This window comes from Kluyvera genomosp. 3, from assembly GCF_011765685.1.
Classification (GTDB): domain Bacteria; phylum Pseudomonadota; class Gammaproteobacteria; order Enterobacterales; family Enterobacteriaceae; genus Kluyvera; species Kluyvera georgiana_A.
In genome coordinates, this window is the sequence record NZ_CP050321.1 from 2,719,910 (window position 1) to 2,735,484 (window position 15,575).

16 protein-coding genes are annotated in these 15,575 nt (G+C 55.2%); 4 read left to right on the plus strand and 12 right to left on the minus strand.

The window, feature by feature from the left end:
• The first annotated feature begins 309 nt into the window (after positions 1-309).
• Positions 310-2,391: a TonB-dependent siderophore receptor gene (locus GY169_RS12775; RefSeq protein ID WP_223882174.1), complete on the plus strand. Its 2,082-nt coding sequence runs from the start codon at positions 310-312 to the stop codon at positions 2,389-2,391.
• Positions 2,392-2,537: 146 nt separating this feature from the next.
• The gene (locus GY169_RS12780) at positions 2,538-3,497 is read left to right on the plus strand and encodes a L,D-transpeptidase family protein (RefSeq protein ID WP_163447473.1); all 960 of its coding nucleotides are present in this window, start codon (positions 2,538-2,540) and stop codon (positions 3,495-3,497) included.
• Positions 3,498-3,585: 88 nt separating this feature from the next.
• Here the strand turns inward: GY169_RS12780 and bhsA are convergent, their stop codons facing one another.
• Positions 3,586-3,843 carry a multiple stress resistance protein BhsA gene (gene bhsA / locus GY169_RS12785; RefSeq protein ID WP_064545779.1) on the minus strand — a complete coding sequence of 86 codons (258 nt, stop codon included), beginning with the start codon at positions 3,841-3,843 and terminating at the stop codon, positions 3,586-3,588.
• 245 nt (positions 3,844-4,088) lie between these two features.
• On the opposite strand from bhsA, the gene GY169_RS12790 reads away from it, so the two are divergent.
• Complete coding sequence (locus tag GY169_RS12790) at positions 4,089-4,724, plus strand: TetR/AcrR family transcriptional regulator (protein ID WP_163447433.1); 636 nt, start codon at positions 4,089-4,091, stop codon at positions 4,722-4,724.
• A 56-nt stretch (positions 4,725-4,780) separates the two neighbouring features.
• Here GY169_RS12790 and GY169_RS12795 read toward each other — a convergent pair whose 3' ends face one another.
• From GY169_RS12795 to GY169_RS12845, 11 genes are all read right to left on the minus strand, one after another.
• Positions 4,781-5,317, minus strand: a complete 537-nt coding sequence (locus tag GY169_RS12795; RefSeq protein ID WP_074398785.1) for a glycine zipper 2TM domain-containing protein — start codon at positions 5,315-5,317, stop codon at positions 4,781-4,783.
• Positions 5,318-5,576: 259 nt separating this feature from the next.
• On the minus strand, positions 5,577-6,881 hold the full coding sequence (locus GY169_RS12800; RefSeq protein ID WP_167575976.1) for an NAD(P)/FAD-dependent oxidoreductase: 1,305 nt from the start codon (positions 6,879-6,881) through the stop codon (positions 5,577-5,579).
• Between the two features lie 273 nt (positions 6,882-7,154).
• Entirely contained in the window at positions 7,155-7,697 is a 543-nt protein-coding gene (gene ycfP / locus GY169_RS12805; protein ID WP_163447431.1) for an alpha/beta hydrolase YcfP, read from the minus strand.
• 38 nt (positions 7,698-7,735) lie between these two features.
• The gene (gene nagZ, locus GY169_RS12810; protein WP_167575977.1) at positions 7,736-8,761 is read right to left on the minus strand and encodes a beta-N-acetylhexosaminidase; all 1,026 of its coding nucleotides are present in this window, start codon (positions 8,759-8,761) and stop codon (positions 7,736-7,738) included.
• Entirely contained in the window at positions 8,749-9,591 is an 843-nt protein-coding gene (gene thiK / locus GY169_RS12815; protein WP_167577299.1) for a thiamine kinase, read from the minus strand. The genes nagZ and thiK overlap by 13 nt, the downstream gene beginning before the upstream one ends.
• Entirely contained in the window at positions 9,572-10,210 is a 639-nt protein-coding gene (gene lpoB / locus GY169_RS12820) for a penicillin-binding protein activator LpoB (protein WP_167577300.1), read from the minus strand. The genes thiK and lpoB overlap by 20 nt, the downstream gene beginning before the upstream one ends.
• 22 nt (positions 10,211-10,232) lie before the next feature.
• Positions 10,233-10,607: a YcfL family protein gene (locus GY169_RS12825; RefSeq protein ID WP_163447428.1), complete on the minus strand. Its 375-nt coding sequence runs from the start codon at positions 10,605-10,607 to the stop codon at positions 10,233-10,235.
• Positions 10,608-10,610: 3 nt separating this feature from the next.
• On the minus strand, positions 10,611-10,967 hold the full coding sequence (gene hinT, locus GY169_RS12830) for a purine nucleoside phosphoramidase (protein ID WP_163447427.1): 357 nt from the start codon (positions 10,965-10,967) through the stop codon (positions 10,611-10,613).
• A gap of 128 nt (positions 10,968-11,095) precedes the next feature.
• Complete coding sequence (locus GY169_RS12835; protein ID WP_163447426.1) at positions 11,096-11,419, minus strand: YdbL family protein; 324 nt, start codon at positions 11,417-11,419, stop codon at positions 11,096-11,098.
• Positions 11,420-11,430: 11 nt separating this feature from the next.
• Positions 11,431-11,622 (minus strand): YnbE family lipoprotein, encoded by a 192-nt coding sequence (locus GY169_RS12840; RefSeq protein ID WP_163447425.1) that lies wholly within the window; start codon positions 11,620-11,622, stop codon positions 11,431-11,433.
• Positions 11,622-14,261 (minus strand): YdbH family protein, encoded by a 2,640-nt coding sequence (locus tag GY169_RS12845; protein WP_167575978.1) that lies wholly within the window; start codon positions 14,259-14,261, stop codon positions 11,622-11,624. Before GY169_RS12845 ends, GY169_RS12840 begins: the two co-directional genes overlap by 1 nt.
• 320 nt (positions 14,262-14,581) lie before the next feature.
• Here GY169_RS12845 and GY169_RS12850 point away from each other — a divergent pair, with 320 nt between their 5' ends.
• Positions 14,582-15,571, plus strand: coding sequence for a 2-hydroxyacid dehydrogenase (locus GY169_RS12850; protein ID WP_163447423.1), 990 nt, complete (start codon positions 14,582-14,584; stop codon positions 15,569-15,571).
• The last annotated feature ends 4 nt before the right edge of the window (positions 15,572-15,575 follow it).

The following is a 15,575-nucleotide window of genomic DNA, read 5'->3' on the forward strand; positions in this document are numbered from 1 at the left end:
CCGCATAACGTTTTGGCCCTCAAATGCCGACATAACCCGTGTTGCATAAATTTGTCATCGACTGCATTTACTACTACATCACCGCATGATTGAATGATTCTCAATTACATATCCGGAACATTTTTGGCGATGTGAACGGGTAGCTTTCGCAATTCAGGGCAATGATTTTTTAATTTTGGCTGCCATCTATCGGCAGTTTTTTTATGGGAAAACAGACAGATGACACACTTCTCCCCGACGTTCACGGGCACAACCGGGCGCGCGCTATTTTCACTCCTCTTTCTGGGGGCCGTCAGTTCGCCTTCGCTGATGGCGGCTGAAAAAACCGCACGTAGCGACGACACCAAAAAAGAAGATGCGATGACGGTTATTGGCACGACCGCGCAGGCTGACCAGACCGTCACCGACGGCTATCAGCCCTTGAGCAGCGCTACCGCTACGCTAACGTCGATGCCACTGCTCGATATTCCGCAGGTCGTCAACACGGTGAGCGATAAAGTATTAGAAGATCAGCATGCCACCTCGCTGGACGAAGCGCTGTATAACGTGGCCAACGTAGTGCAAACCAACACCCTTGGCGGCACTCAGGACGCGTTTACTCGCCGCGGCTTTGGCGCCAACCGCGACGGTTCGATTATGACCAACGGTCTGCGTACCGTGCTGCCGCGCAGCTTCAACGCCGCCACATCGCGCGTGGAGGTGCTAAAAGGCCCCGCTTCCACGCTGTACGGCATCCTCGACCCCGGTGGATTAATTAACGTGGTGACCAAGCGCCCAGAGCGCACTTTCTCCGGCGATATTTCAGCCACCTCCAGCAGCTTCGGCGGCGGTAGCGGACAGATTGACGTTACCGGCCCCATTGAAGGCACCCAACTGGCCTATCGTCTGATTGGCGAATATCAGAATGAAGATTACTGGCGTAACTTCGGCAAGGAGCGCAGCAGTTTTATCGCCCCTTCCCTGACCTGGTTTGGCGACGACGCGACGGTGAACCTTTCGTGGTCGCACCGTAACTACAATACGCCGTTCGACCGCGGCACCATTTTCGATCTGAATACCGGTCAGGCGGTCAACGTACCGAGCAAGGTACGTTTCGACGAGCCGTTTAACATTACCGATGGCAATTCCGATCTGGCGCAGCTCAACGCGGAGTATCGTCTGAACAGCCAGTGGACCGCGCGTTTTGACTACAGCTTTAGCCAGGATATGTACAGTGATAACCAGGCTCGCGTGATGGCCTACGATGCCAAAACCGGCAACCTGACCCGCCGTGTAGACGCGACGCAGGGCTCGACCCAACGGATGCATGCCACGCGGGCCGATTTGCAGGGCAATGTGGTGATTGGCGGTTTCTATAATGAGTTGCTTACCGGCATCGCCTATGAAAATTATGACCTGCTGCGTACCGATATGATCCGCTGCAAAAACGTCAAGAATAGCCTCAATATCTATCACCCGGTGTACGGGACGCTGGATAAATGCACCACCGTATCGGCGGCCGATAGCGATCAGCGCATTCAGCAGGAAACCTATGCGACGTATTTGCAGGACGCGCTCTATTTGACGGATAAGTGGATTGCCGTGGCGGGCGTGCGCTATCAGTACTACACCCAGTACGCAGGAAAAGGTCGTCCGTTCAAAGAAAACACAGACAGCCGGGACGAAAAGCTGACGCCGAAGTTTGGCCTTGTGTACAAGGTGTCACCCACCGTTTCGCTGTTCGGCAACGTTGCGCAGTCGTTTATGCCGCAATCGTCCATCGCCAGCTATATTGGCGACCTGCCGCCGGAAGAGTCCACGGCTTATGAAGTGGGGGCTAAATTCGACCTGTTCGACGGCGTGACGTCTAATATCACCTTCTTTGATATTCACAAACGTAACGTGCTTTATACCGAAACCATTGGTGACGAGACCTACGCCAAAACCGCGGGCAAAGTACGCTCGCGTGGGATTGAGGTGGATGTCGCCGGTTCGTTGAGCGAAAACCTTAACGTCATTGCCAGCTACGGCTACACCGATGCTAAAGTCGAGGAAGATCCGGAATACGCCGGTAAACCGCTGCCCAACGTGCCGCGCCATACCGGATCGCTGTTCCTGACCTATGACATTAACAACGTCTATGATAGTAACACGCTCACGCTCGGCGCCGGGGGGCATGCATTGAGCCGCCGCTCCGGTACCAACGGCGCAGATTACTACCTGCCCGGCTACGCGGTAGCGGATTTCTTTGCCGCCTACAGGATGAAGCTACAGTACCCGGTTACGTTGCAGGTGAACGTGAAGAACCTGTTCGACAAGACCTACTACACCTCATCGATTGCCAGCAATAATCTGGGTAACCAGATTGGCGACCCACGCGAAGTGCAGTTTACGGTAAAAATGGCCTTCTGATTCCACCAACGCCCAGCCCTCTCTTAGCCAGAGAGGGCCAACCTTTACATACTCTTTCAATCCCGCATCACTTCCCTACAGTCCGCTTACGCATAATAGTCGCTTTAACTTTTAGACAACATTTTTGACTTTGAGGGATTAGAGTGATGCGTCAAACTCTGCAACTTTCACGCTGGCTAGCAGGATTGCTTCTTGCCGTCAGCGTTGCGCTGCCAGCCAGCGCCAACTCCTGGCCACTGCCGCCGCCGGGCAGCCGCCTGGTGGGCGAAAACCGTTTTCACGTCGTCGACAACAGCGGTGGCTCACTGGAAGCCATCGCCAAGAAATATAACGTGGGTTTCCTGGCGCTGTTGCAGGCCAACCCTGGCGTCGATCCGTATGTGCCTCGTGCGGGCAGCGTACTCACTATCCCGCTGCAAACACTGCTACCCGACGTACCGCGTGAAGGCATCGTACTAAATCTGGCCGAGCTGCGGCTGTACTACTACCCGCCGGGCAGTAAAACCGTGACCGTCTACCCTATCGGCATCGGTCAACTTGGCGGCACGACGGTGACACCCACCATGGTCACCACCGTTTCAGATAAGCGCGCCAACCCAACCTGGACGCCAACCGCCAATATCCGCGCGCGCTATCGCGCTCAGGGTGTTGAGCTGCCGGCGGTAATGCCTGCCGGACCGGATAACCCGATGGGGCATCACGCCATTCGTCTTGCGGCCTACGGCGGCGTGTATCTGCTACACGGCACCAACGCCGATTTTGGTATCGGCATGCGCGTCAGCTCAGGCTGTATTCGCCTGCGTGATAACGACATTAAGGCACTTTTCGATCAGGTTACGCCTGGCACGAAGGTAAACATTATCAATACGCCAATTAAGGCGTCGATTGAGCCAAACGGCGTTCATCTGGTGGAAGTTCATCAACCGCTGTCCGAGCATATTGATGACAACCCGCAGACCCTGCCAATTGTGCTTAACGCCGGGATGAAAGCCTTCAGCCAGAACCCTGCTACCGATAGCGAAGTGATGAAAAAAGTGATGGATGTGCGCTCCGGGATGCCGGTCGATGTCACCCGTCATCACGATGTTGCGCAGCAAAATATGTAGTTGAAAAGCAAAAGTAAAAGGCCCTGAGCGTATTCCGCTCAGGGCCTTTTTTATGGCAGTGGCATAAGCATTATGAGGGTTTTAACGCTTATTTATAGATTACCGCAGTACCGTGGAGGGAGTTCGGACCGCTAACGGAAGTGATGCGGAAAGATTTCGCACCCATTTCATCGGCTTTCTGAGACAGTTCTTGTTCCAGAGACGCCAGGTTCGGGCCTGCAGATGCGGCAATGTTACCGACTTTGTGCTGATCTGCTGGAGTGGATTGCACTTCAACAGCGGCAAAGCTTGCAAATGACAGTGAGCTAAGGACTGCGGCGATAGCCAGGGTTTTTACGTTTTTCATAATTTTTACCTTGCAGATGAATTTTTGTAGGTCAGACGTTATTAACTTAACGATCGATAAATTAATAATAATGAGATCCAGGTCACACGTCAACGGATTTTTATAACGATCATTTATTTAATTAGAATTCATATATTTTTCATATGAATATGTTGAATTCTTTTTTGCGACGGAAGCGCTGGCCCCCGCCGATAATTATTTTTATAATGAGCATTCACTAAACACCGACTGAGGTAGGCGGCACGATGACAACTGACACGCAAAGTTGCGCGAAAAAAGGCCGTGGTCGACCTAAAGTATTCGACCGGGAAGCGGCGTTGGATAAAGCCATGACGCTGTTCTGGCAGTATGGCTATGAAGCAACATCGCTTTCCGATCTTGTCGAAGCCACCGGCGCCAAGGCGCCGACGCTGTACGCTGAATTTGTGAATAAAGAGGGGCTCTTCCGCGCCGTACTCGATCACTACATCAGCCGTTTTGCGTCGAAAAATGAAGCCTGTCTGTTCTGTGAAGACCAGACGCTGCTGGAGGCGCTTCGCCACTATTTCACTGCCGTCGCCACCTGCTTTACCAGCAAAGACACGCCGGCGGGCTGCTTTATGATCAACACGTCTGCCGCCCTTGCCGCCTCTTCCAAAGAAATTGCGAAGACCATTAAGTCGCGTCACGCGGTGCAGGAACAGACGTTATACAAGTTCTTACAGCTGCGTCAGGCGCGCGGGGAAATCCCGGCAGAAAAAAACGTCGCCGAGCTGGCGCAGTTTCTGAGCTGTATTTTGCAGGGAATGTCGATTAGCGCCCGTGAAGGGGCGAGCTTTGAAACGCTGATGCAGATTACCGAAACCACCCTTCGCCTCTGGCCACAGATGATTGCCGTATAAAAAAAACGCCCCTCAGTCTGGGAGACGGAGGGGCGAATCAGCACACTCACACTTTTTTAGGCTTTATTCAGTACCAGCTGACCATTGCTATCCAGCGGGATCTGGCTGCCGGGCTGTTTATCCATACGGATTTTGCCCTGCTGGTCGCCGATTTTGTAGGTCACATCATATCCGAGCGTTTTCTCAGACTTGTCGTACACTGTTTTACAACGCTGCTCCGTCGTGGTGTAGGTGTCGTTATTCTGCATCGCACCCTGCACCTGGTTACCTGCATAGCCGCCGCCTAAAGCACCGACGACGGTTGCAACATCTTTACCGCGTCCGCCACCAAACTGGTGCCCGATGACCCCACCGGCAACGGCGCCCAGCACCGATCCGGCGATGCGGTTTTCATCCTGTACCGGACGACGGTGCGTAACCGTCACGTTGCGGCACTCCTGACGCGGGTTTTTAACGGTTTCCTTGATTGGCGTAGCGGAGATCACCTGCGCATACTGCGGGCCACGATCGAATACGTTCATGCTCGCTACGGCGGCAACCCCGAGAGCAGCTGCAACGCCAATACCAATACCCGCCAACATTGATTTATTCACGGGACTTCCTCCTTTGTTGCTATTGCTAACAATTGTGCAACTTAAGTCAAACCATGACTATCAGACAAAAACTCAAAAGCAGGATTTTATGTGGGATTAGAGATGTTTGAGAGAATTCTGAAGGTAGAGACAGGTAACAATTGAAAGCGCTGATAAGCGCAGCGCTTTGGGCGGAACATTGGCGCTCATTGCCGGATGGCGCTGCGCTTATCCGGCCTACATGCATAACAACATGCAGGCCGGGAGCCTTAAAACGCGATTAGTGCAGTTTCAGTCGCGGACGGATAACGCGGTTGATACTGCCCACCAGCATCATCAGGCCGGTTTTCACGTAACCGTGCAGCGCAATCTGGTGCATACGGTATAGCGAGATATAGACCATACGCGCGATACGCCCTTCGATCATCATCGAACCACGCATCAGGTTACCCATCAGGCTGCCGACGGTTGAATAGTTGGAGAGCGATACCAGTGAACCGTGATCCTTATAGGTATACGGCTTCAGCTCTTTACCCTTCATCTGCGCCAGAATGTTGTTAAGCGCACAGGTCGCCATCTGGTGCGCAGCCTGGGCGCGCGGCGGCACAAAGCCCCCTTCCGGACGGGCGCAAGAAGCACAGTCGCCGATAGCGTAGATATCCTGATCGCGGGTGGTTTGCAGCGTCGGCTCAACCACCAGCTGATTGATGCGGTTAGTTTCCAGGCCGCCGATCTCTTTCATGAAATCTGGCGCTTTAATGCCCGCCGCCCATACCATCAGATCGGCCTGAATATATTCGCCATCTTTCGTGTGCAGACCGCCTTCATCGGCACTGGTCACCATCGTCTGGGTCAGCACGCGTACACCCATTTTAGTCAACTCGCTGTGCGCAGCGCCGGAAATGCGCGGCGGCAACGCAGGCAGAATACGTTCACCGGCTTCCACCAGCGTGACGTTCAGCGCTTCGTTATTCAGCCCTTTGTAGCCATAGCTGTGGAGCTGTTTCACCGCGTTGTGCAGTTCAGCGGACAGCTCAACACCGGTCGCCCCGCCGCCAACAATGGCGATATTCACCTTGCCGTTCGCGCCCAGGTTAGCGGAATATTTCAGGAACAGGTTCAGCATTTCCTGGTGGAAACGACGCGCCTGGTGCGGGTTATCGAGGAAGATACAGTGCTCTTTCACGCCCGGGGTGTTGAAGTCGTTTGAGGTGCTGCCCAACGCCATCACCAGCGTGTCGTACGCCAGCTTGCGCTCAGGCACCAGCAGTTCGCCCTTCTCATCACGCAGTTCTGCCAGGGTGATGGTTTTCGCTTCGCGGTTGATATCCATCACCGAGCCCAGCTGGAACTGGAAGTGATGATTACGCGCATGTGCCAGATAGCTCAGCGCATCAACACCTTCATCCAGAGAACCGGTCGCCACCTCGTGCAACAACGGTTTCCACAGGTGGCTATGGTTGCGATCCACCAGCGTAATTTTCGCTTTTTTACTCCGGCCAAGCTTGCGACCCAGCTGAGTAGCCAGTTCCAGGCCGCCAGCGCCGCCACCTACAATTACAATTTTCTTCATTGGCGTAGTCACGAGACCCCCTTAAAATTTATTAACCAATTGTTAATTAAAAGTTATTAATTTAGCTCTTAGTTAACAACAAGTTACTCACAAGAAACCATTCAGCTGCAATGAGAATAACATGAATGGTGCATTGGTCATACCAAAATTGATGTGTATCAAGTTTTATCGCGCAGAAGTTGAGCGAACGGCATTGCGATGAGCGAAATGGGAGTCAGCGGGGTTAAAAATTAACAAAAAAAAGCCCCGGCAACCTAAAGCTGCCGGGGCTTCTCAGCCGAAAATTTAGCCTAACGTTTTGAACGCTTTAATCCGCTGCAGATGCGGCGAAATATTTTTAAACTTGTGACCCTGTTCTTCGTCCCAGATGATCTCATAGTAGTGATGCAGCACGTCTGCTGAACGCTGGCTATCAAGCGCATCGTCGTGGCGAGAGAGAATGGCCAGGCAACGGTCACGGTTCTTCTCGCGGAAGTTGTTCACACATTTGGTGGCAATATCCACGTACTCTTCCGGGCGATCGATCTTGCCGTCCATATTCTCGTTCGGGAACAGGTTCGGGTTAAACATCACCTGGCGAATATCGCACAGAAAACCAATTCGCTCCGCCCAGTAGCCGCCCAGCCCTACGCCGCAAATCAGCGGCCGCTCATCGGCATTCAACTGCAGCATTTTGTCGACTTCTTTCAGCAGATGCTGCATGTCATGCTTGGGGTGCCGCGTGCTGTAGCTAATCAACCGCACATCCGGGTCGATAAACTGCAGTTGCAGCACTTTCTCATGGTTACCAGGGCTATTGGAGTCAAAACCGTGTAAATAGATAATCATTGCGTCCTCACCACACCATTACTCCCACACCGGGAGGGTTAATGACCAGCCTTCACTTCCTGCCAGCGTTCGTGGAGTTGCTCCAGCTGAGCGCTAACTGTTTTCCAGCGGGCGGAGTCCATCAGTTCCTGACGGCTAAATGAACCTTTATGATACAACTTCGTAACACGCTCTGCGTTGATCGGCGACAGGTTATCCAGCACGCTCACCGCACCTTTACGATTATTGCAGACGAGGATCATATCGCAACCTGCGTCGAGCGATGCCTGGCCGCGTTCAGCATAGCTGCCCATAATCGCCGCGCCTTCCATTGAAAGGTCGTCAGAGAAAATCACGCCCTCAAAACCCAACTCGCCGCGCAGCACGGTCTTCAGCCAATGCGCCGAGCCGCTGGCAGGACGCGGATCAACGGCGTCGTAAATGACGTGTGCCGGCATAATGGCGTCGAGCGCATTTTCGCTAATCAGCGTTTTAAACACCGCCATGTCTTTCCCGCGGATTTCCGCTTCCGGACGCGGATCGTGCGGCGTCTCTTTGTGCGAATCGGCAGTGACCGCGCCATGGCCTGGGAAATGTTTACCCGTGGTTTTCATCCCGGCAGCGTGCATGCCGTCAATAAAATGACGCGCCATCAGCAGCGCTTTCTGCGGGTCCGCATGATAAGAACGCTCGCCAATGGCGGTACAGATGTGGCCCACGTCTAATACCGGCGCGAAGCTGATATCAATATCCATCGCGATCATCTCACTGGCCATCAGCCAGCCCGCATCAACCGCCATCCGGGCACCGTCCTCTTCCCCCAGCACCGCGGCAAACGACTGTGCGGCCGGTAAACGGGTGAACCCTTCGCGGAAACGCTGTACGCGGCCCCCTTCCTGGTCAACAGCCACCACCAGTCGGTTACGCGAGGCGCTGCGAATCTGGCGAACCAGTTCACGAAGCTGCTCGGGGTCGTGGTAATTACGGGTAAACAGAATTAAACCGCCAACCAGCGGGTGCGCCAGAATCTCACGTTCTTCGGCATCCATCTCGTAGCCTTCCACATCCAACATTACTGGCCCCACACGGCCTCCTTATTGTTCTTAAGCTGCTGCCAGATTTCATTGGCCAGCGTGATAAATTGTTCGTCACCGGTCTGTTGCCAGCGACACTCGAACCAGCCCGCCATCAGCATCAGTACCCACGGACGCCAGCGTAATGTCTGTTGCCACAGGGCGTCCGGGGACATATGTGCCAGCCTGGCATAGGCCTCAATCAGTTGATAGCGTTGTTGATTGTCCGGCATCCACACCGCCGCCAGCTCCAGCGCAATATCGCCGTCGCCAGCGTATTCCCAGTCGATGAGCCTTAAACCGCCTTCGGCGTGCACAATATTGCCAGCGTGGACATCCATATGCAGCGGTGCCAGGCGCAACGGTCGCGGCTCCTTCCGCTGGCGCAGCCGTTGTAAGCTGCGCAGCCAGAAAGGCGTGCGTCGTGACGGACTGCACTGCTGCCAGTACCGTTCTAACAAAGGTAAGAGCGCCAGCCGCCAGCCAAATCGGGGCTGCTGATGCAAATCATACAGGAGAGTCGCCAGCGGTTGATGCGCCGGAAGCACGCTTTTGATCTCTCCGGCTAAAAAATCAACTGCCATCCAGCCGCGCGTATAAAAAACAGGCTTTGGCGCCAGCGTGGCGGGTAGCTGACGAAGGGCGTGATATTGACGGAGGAATTCGTGTTCCGGCGCGTCGGGCGCATGATGCTGACGCAGTACCAGCCGCCGTCCACCGTGTTGAAGAATACAGCTGCTGCCGCTCAGCCCCGCGTATTCGGGGCTGGCGACGATGTGATAGTGCGGAAATTCACGTGACAGCAGTGCGTCACGCGAAAGCTTACTGTTGCGCAACCGCACCTTTACCTGACCAGACGATCTCACCGGTTTGTACCAGCATCAGCTGCATTTGCAGCGTCGGCGCGTTCACGTTGCCGGTAGCGTTAGAGTAAAGCACGTACTGAGCCCCCACGTTACGGGCAATGCCCATCGCTTTACTGCGCGAACCCAGGCTGTCCTGCGGCGACAGTCCTAACTGCTGCTTAGCCACCGACAGCTGTTGGGCAGACACCAGGGTAAACTTGCCGTTACCTGCCAGCGCGTTACGCAGCGCGGTAGTCGCTTCCCCGGAGTTCAATGAACCGTTGGTGCGGTTGTTAACGCTGTCGACCAGCAAAATGCTGCCCGCGGTTACGCCGCCGGTTTGCAGCATTTTGCCAACCAGCGGCTGTGCTGCGCCGTTCCAGTCATAGTGCCGTACGCGCGGCGTTGGCTGCGCAGGCGTTTCACCGCCGTGCTCAATCGGACCTGGCTGCTGCGGAATCGTCGGCACGCTCGGTACCGTTGGCACCGGCTGCTGCGGCTCAGCAGGCTGTTGTGGCTGCTGCGGATTCGCCGTATCGACTGGCGCCGGTTGTTCGCGCACCGCACACCCTGCCAGTACCAGTGCCAGCGAGGCCATCAACGCATAGCGACCCAATTTACTCATTCCAGTTTACCCCTCACAGATAAAGATAAAGTCGGGCTTTATGCGCCCCTAAACCGTTAGCGGTCCCGTACAGCGTGACCGACCCCATTGCGGGAATCGTAATGCTGCGCGGCGCTTCCAGCGGGTGCATTTCCAGCCCTCTGGCGTCATACCAATAAAAACGATAGTGAACGGTGACCGGCTGCCGCCTTTCGTTGAACAATTTTGCGCTGGCGGTCGCCTGTATATCCGACGACGTTAGCTCAGGCTTTTCCGCGCTGATACCTGCCGCCAGAACGTTAGACTCCATCACCAGCGTCTGCTGTTCACTGACGGCGATTTCCGGGCGCGAATGACACCCGCTCAGCAGCACCGTACCTAACAAAAGACCCAGACATGCCGATTTCATAGATTAGCCTTTATGCGCCAGCATCGGCCCCAGCGGGCGGCCGCCCAGCAGGTGCATATGAATGTGGTAAACTTCCTGCCCGCCATGGCGATTGCAGTTCATGATCAGACGATAGCCGTCTTCGGCAATCCCTTCCTGTTGTGCAATTTTCGCCGCCACGGTAATCATGCGCCCCAGCGCCTGCTCATGCTCGGCGGTGACGTCGTTGGTGGTGGCAATCAAGGTATTGGGGATAATCAGAATATGCGTCGGCGCCTGCGGAGAGATATCGCGAAACGCGGTAACCAGCTCGTCCTGATACACCATATCCGACGGGATTTCACGACGAATAATTTTGCTGAAAATGGTTTCTTCTGCCATACGGAATTCCTTTATTATTCTCATATGCCGTCGGTAAAATCGTTGCCGACGAACAGGTTAGATGCCAGAGTATGAGCGAGTTACGCCACTTCTTTCAACCGTAATACGATTTTTCTTACCTCTGGTCGTTACTTACGCACCCACTGGCCGTTAATGCCCTGCACGTATTCACCCGGCAGCGCTTTATCGATCAGCTTTTTCCCCGCCAGCCGAGCTACCTCCTGCTGAGAGAGATTGTTGCTCAACGCCAGCTGCTGATAGCTTTCGCTGCGGGCCTGATTAATGTTCTTCACTAGCGCCAACGTTTCGCTGTCCTTAGCCAGCGCCGCAAGATAGCCACCCTGCGTTTCCCCTACCCGGCCCTGTGTTCTCGCCTCTGACAGCGTTAACGCGAACGCCTGAACGCTAAACAGCCCCAACAGCAGAACCGCGATAATGCGCATTTTTCTCATGGTGGCGGCCCTCAGAATAAGTCGCTACGCGATTTCAGCAGATCCTCAACGTCCTTATCGGCCTTGATGCGGATCTCGTGCTCAATCTTGACGTTCATATTGATGGTAATCGGTTCTTTCGGCGCAGCCACCTCGATGCGCGGTACGCAGCCTGATAACAGTGCCGTTGCCGCGATCCCCAGGATGGCGATGGATAATTTCATTAGTGCTCCTTACATTCCGTGCCGCTGCGACACGGTACGCCGGGAAGGGTCGCGTGTTGCTCAAGCCATGACTGAAGTTTGTCGCCAAAGCGCAGGCTTCGCCACAAATCAAAAACATTCTCCTGGTGCGTGTAATTCAGACGCACCGTACTGCGTTTCTCGTCCATCACCCCGGTACCGGTCACCGTCGCCTGCAGCGTCAGCATACCCAGACTATCGAGATTGATCCGCGTCCACGAGCGGGAGATTTCCATATAGCGTAGCCAGTTGATTGCCGCGCCCGCGGCGATATTATCGTCGGCAACCGCGTCCGCGGTGTCTTTATCCAGGCGCAGCGTCATCGGGCCGGGATTATGCAACCAGCCGTCCTTAATAATCCATTTGCTGTCGTTCAGCCACAGCGGTAGCGCGCCGTCAACCGGGCCGGACATGGCAAACTGTTTCGGGTTCACCGCGCTCACCAGTTCGCTGGTAGAAATATGTTGTAAGCGCAGAAGCGCGGCGTCGCGCTGCGGCATGCGCAGCTGCTGCATCGTGACCTTCCCACCCAGCACATCCACGCTGACATCGCTCAGCTGCAGCGGCGCCTCTTCACTCCACGGCCAGGTACCCTGCAGATCGGCGGTTACGTTGCGTGCAGTGACCTGGTTAATAATTTCCGCAATGCGCAGCGACACCGGTCGCCGCGTTCCCAGCTGCCACACGCCTGCCTTTAAGCGGAACGGCAGCACAAAATCGACGCCGTTGATCTCGTTATCTGGCATCCACGCGCTACCGTTGTGTAGCACGCCGTGACCACCGGCCTCAAATCCTTGCCCGGCGGCGGCAGAGAACGCAACCTGCGCGTACAGCGAACCGTCGCGCAGCTTCATTTTCCAGTCCGGCGGTACCAGCGGCTGGAACACCTCCAGCGACTGTTTTGGCCACCACGCCTGGCCACGTAAACGCTCGCCGTCCCAGCGTCCCGTCACCCGCACCGGCCCAATTGCCTGCGCCTTCAGATCGCCTTTAAACTGGAAGAAGGTCGGATCGCGCCCTTCCACGCTAAACGTCAGCGCCGAGGCGGGTAGCATGCTGCCGCCGGTAAAGCGCGTTTCGCTGGCATCAAGCGCCAGCGCACCTTTAAAGGAAGGATGTTGTTCATCGCGGATCCAGTGAATGGGTTGTTCCAGCTTGAGACGCGGCTTATCAATGGTCATGGTGCCGTATTGCAGCTTATCGAAGCCGGTAGAGAGCGTATTCAACACAATGGCGCTGTCACGCCACTCGCCGGTCCCGGTCACATCCCAGCGCGCCTGCATCGGCGTAAAGTGGCCGTCCCCCCAATAGCGCCAGCGCCAGGTGCCTTTATCGGGCATGAAATTGTCAGCCTGGCCGTCCAGGTGCAGCACAAAATCCCCAGTCTGCTGCTCATGCGCGCGCAGAATGGCCTGTAGGCGTCCATCAATGCCCTGCGTTGAAATTTTCACTCCCGCCAGCGGCCAGCGCACTTCATCAATATTTAGCGCATCGATCACTCGCCCGCGCGAACGCAGCAATGCGCCCGGCTGGAACGCCAGTACTGGGGTAACCAGCGGGCCGCTAAGGTGAGCGGGCAGTTTTGCGTAAAAGATCAGATCGCCCTGTTTCGCTTCCCCCACCAGTTGCAGCGGCATGTCGCTGTTATCCATGCTCAGCACGCCCGGCCCGACGTTCAGTACCGCCACGCCTTTCCCGGCATCTCCCGCGGTCAGAACACTAAGGCGGCCGGTCACCTGCGTTTTATCTACGCCCTGTTGCCAGTTTTCGAGCTTCACCCCCACGCGGCCGCTGAGCGGGATACCTGCCTGATACGGCCAGTTCCAGCGCCCATCGCTGATGGTGAGCAGTTGTTCCGTTAACGTCCAGGGCAGATCGACTAAGGGATCGTCCTCGCCGCGCGCCATCATCACCAGTTGCCCCTGATTACCGTCCCAGTTGAGTTCCGCATCGACCAGCGAAGGCACCTGCGGCACCTGGAAAGTAGACTCGAGGTGCCCTTTTACCGGTAACCCGTCCGGCACCAGCGGCATCGTGAACTCACCGAGTAATTTAACCGGCGGCTCTCCCTCGATCAGGCTGGCGTGAAATTCGCTTACCGTCAGCGCCTGCCCATGCAATCGTGCGCGCAGACCAACCTGTTCGCCCGTATATTCCACATCCTGCCGCTGAGATGTCAGTGAAACCTTGAGCTTGCCCTGCCATTTTTCCCACGGCGAGACGCTGAGCGCGTCGATGGTCAGCCAGGTGTTGGGCAGCATCGACTGCCATTCCGCCAGCGTGCGCGGCGCGCCGGGAACCGTATCGTTTTGCGGCAGCTTGCTAAAGCACAGAGAATTGAGGTTGGCCGATGCGGCGTGCAGTCGCCAGCGGCTTGGATGTGACAGGGTCACGTCTTTCAGGGTCGCCAGTTCGCAATCCCCCGCCAGATAGCGCAAATCGGGAATGTGCAGGGCCGAACGCGTCAGCCGAGGGCTTTCGTTAAGCGCAATACGCGTGCCCGCCGGAAGCCAGATACCCACCAGCGTAGGAACCCAGTACCCTAGCGTCATCAGCAATGTGAGCGGCAGAAGTACTAAAAGCAGGAGTAGCGCAATAATGGCTTTATATTTACCCTTCATGGGTGCAGTCATATCCTGATTGAACAAGCGGTGATGCCAGACCGCGCAGCGGGCAGTAGCGGGCAGTCCAAAGGCGCATATTGTGTCATGTCAGACCAGAGAGTGAAAGCCGCTGTGATGTTTTAAGAATAGCTGCTGCAAAATAAAACGTGAGGAATTTCAGTTGATTCTGATTGAGAACCGTCATTCGCGCCCTCATTTAAAGCGGGTATACTGAAGGGAGTTTCTTTACGAATCCTTAGCTTTCAAAACATTTTTATATTTTGTAAGAATTTTTGAATTATGCTAACTTGACTCTAAAATCATTGGAGAAAAGTCTCATGAAAATCGCCGTTTACAGTACTAAGCAGTACGACAAAAAGTACCTGCAAAATGTTAACCAGGCATATGGCTTTGAGCTTGAGTTTTTTGATTTCCTGTTAACGGAAAAAACCGCCAAAACCGCCCATGGCTGTGAAGCGGTCTGTATTTTCGTTAACGACGACGGTAGCCGTCCGGTGTTGGAAGAGTTGAAAAAGAACGGCGTGAAGTATATCGCGCTGCGCTGCGCGGGCTTCAACAACGTCGACCTTGACGCAGCGAAAGAGCTGGGTCTGCGCGTGGTTCGCGTGCCCGCCTACGATCCGGAAGCCGTGGCCGAGCACGCCATCGGGCTGATGATGACATTGAACCGCCGCATTCACCGCGCCTATCAGCGTACGCGTGATGCTAACTTCTCGCTGGAAGGGCTGACCGGCTTCACCATGTTCGGTAAAACCGCAGGCGTGATTGGCACCGGGAAAATCGGCGTCGCCGCTCTGCGTATTCTGAAAGGTTTCGGTATGCGCCTGCTGGCGTTTGACCCGTATCCTAGCGCTGCCGCGCTGGAGTTGGGCGTTGAATATGTCGACCTGCCGACGCTGTTTGCCGAGTCCGACGTGATTTCCCTGCACTGTCCGCTCACCCCTGAGAACTATCATCTGCTGAACGCCAGCGCGTTTGAGAAGATGAAAGATGGCGTGATGATCGTCAATACCAGCCGTGGGGCGTTGATTGACTCTCAGGCCGCGATTGAAGCCCTAAAAACGCAGAAAATCGGCGCACTGGGGATGGACGTATATGAGAACGAGCGCGATCTGTTCTTTGAGGATAAGTCTAACGATGTCATCCAGGATGACGTATTCCGCCGTCTCTCAGCCTGCCACAACGTGCTGTTCACCGGCCACCAGGCGTTTCTGACTGCTGAAGCACTGACCAGCATCTCAGAAACCACTCTGCAAAACCTGCAGCAGATCGATACAGGCACTGATTGCCCTAACGCTATCGCCTGATACA

Excerpts from the sequence above, each read along its gene's own strand:
- GY169_RS12775 (WP_223882174.1), top strand. The coding sequence starts at position 310 with ATGGCGGCTGAAAAAACCGCACGTAGCGACGACACCAAAAAAGAAGAT.
- GY169_RS12780 (WP_163447473.1), top strand. The coding sequence starts at position 2,538 with ATGCGTCAAACTCTGCAACTTTCACGCTGGCTAGCAGGATTGCTTCTT.
- bhsA (WP_064545779.1), bottom strand. The coding sequence starts at position 3,843 with ATGAAAAACGTAAAAACCCTGGCTATCGCCGCAGTCCTTAGCTCACTG.
- GY169_RS12790 (WP_163447433.1), top strand. The coding sequence starts at position 4,089 with ATGACAACTGACACGCAAAGTTGCGCGAAAAAAGGCCGTGGTCGACCT.
- ycfP (WP_163447431.1), bottom strand. The coding sequence starts at position 7,697 with ATGATTATCTATTTACACGGTTTTGACTCCAATAGCCCTGGTAACCAT.
- GY169_RS12825 (WP_163447428.1), bottom strand. The coding sequence starts at position 10,607 with ATGAAATCGGCATGTCTGGGTCTTTTGTTAGGTACGGTGCTGCTGAGC.
- hinT (WP_163447427.1), bottom strand. The coding sequence starts at position 10,967 with ATGGCAGAAGAAACCATTTTCAGCAAAATTATTCGTCGTGAAATCCCG.
- GY169_RS12835 (WP_163447426.1), bottom strand. The coding sequence starts at position 11,419 with ATGAGAAAAATGCGCATTATCGCGGTTCTGCTGTTGGGGCTGTTTAGC.
- GY169_RS12840 (WP_163447425.1), bottom strand. The coding sequence starts at position 11,622 with ATGAAATTATCCATCGCCATCCTGGGGATCGCGGCAACGGCACTGTTA.
- GY169_RS12845 (WP_167575978.1), bottom strand. The coding sequence starts at position 14,261 with ATGAAGGGTAAATATAAAGCCATTATTGCGCTACTCCTGCTTTTAGTA.
- GY169_RS12850 (WP_163447423.1), top strand. The coding sequence starts at position 14,582 with ATGAAAATCGCCGTTTACAGTACTAAGCAGTACGACAAAAAGTACCTG.